Origin of the sequence: Mangrovactinospora gilvigrisea (genome assembly GCF_001879105.1) — a bacterium.
Taxonomy (GTDB): Bacteria; Actinomycetota; Actinomycetes; order Streptomycetales; family Streptomycetaceae; genus Mangrovactinospora; species Mangrovactinospora gilvigrisea.
Genome location: NZ_MLCF01000202.1, coordinates 1 through 1,257 on the forward strand (window position 1 = coordinate 1; position 1,257 = coordinate 1,257).

Consider the following 1,257-nt stretch of genomic DNA (forward strand, 5'->3'; position numbering starts at 1 on the left):
TACGGGGACTACTACATGTGGGCCGACGACGACAAGCAGTACCCCGACGCCCGCGTCATCTTCGTCGACACCGAGAAATCCAACTGGACCTACGACCCCGTCCGCAAACAGTACTTCTGGCACCGCTTCTTCTCCCACCAACCCGACCTCAACTACGAAAACCCCGTCGTCCAGGAAGAAATGCTCGCCGCCCTCCGCTTCTGGCTCGACCTCGGCATCGACGGCTTCCGCCTCGACGCCGTCCCCTACCTCTACGCCGCCGAAGGCACCAACTGCGAAAACCTCCCCGCCAGCCACGAATTCCTCAAACGCGTCCGCAAGGAAGTCGACACCCACTACCCCGACACCGTCCTCCTCGCCGAAGCCAACCAATGGCCCGAAGACGTCGTCCCCTACTTCGGCGACTTCACCTCCGGCGGCGACGAATGCCACATGGCCTTCCACTTCCCCGTCATGCCCCGCATCTTCATGGCCGTCCGCCGCGAATCCCGCCACCCCATCAGCGAGATCCTCGCCAAGACCCCCCAGATCCCCTCCGGCTGCCAATGGGGCATCTTCCTGCGCAACCACGACGAACTCACCCTGGAGATGGTCACCGACGACGAACGCGACTACATGTACGCCGAATACGCCAAAGACCCCCGCATGCGCGCCAACGTCGGCATCCGCCGCCGCCTCGCCCCCCTCCTGGACAACGACCGCAACCAGATCGAACTCTTCACCAGCCTCCTGCTGTCCCTGCCCGGCTCCCCCGTCCTGTACTACGGCGACGAAATCGGCATGGGCGACAACATCTGGCTCGGCGACCGCGACGCCGTCCGCACCCCCATGCAATGGACCCCCGACCGCAACGCCGGCTTCTCCAGCAGCGACCCCGGCCGCCTGACCCTCCCCACCATCATGGACCCCGTCTACGGCTACCAGGTCACCAACGTCGAAGCCCAGATGAGCAACTCCAGCTCCCTGCTGCACTGGACCCGCCGCATGATCGAAGTCCGCAAGCAGAACCCCGCCTTCGGCCTCGGCAGCTACCTCGAACTCCCCTCCGCCAACCCCGCCGTCCTGGCCTACCTCCGCGAATACGGCGACGACCTGGTCATGTGCGTCGCCAACTTCTCCCGCTTCGCCCAACCCACCGAACTCGACCTGCGCCCCTACGAAGAACGCATCCCCATCGAACTCACCGGCGGCGTCCGCTTCCCCGCCATCGGCCGCCTGCCCTACCTCCTCACCCTCGCCGGCCACGGCTTCTACTGG

At 65.5% G+C, this 1,257-nt stretch carries 1 protein-coding gene; it reads left to right on the top strand.

Going from position 1 to position 1,257, the window contains the following annotated elements; all coding sequences use genetic code 11:
* On the top strand, positions 1–1,257 hold a 1,257-nt coding region (gene treS / locus BIV57_RS23225; protein ID WP_071658828.1), incomplete at both ends, for a maltose alpha-D-glucosyltransferase.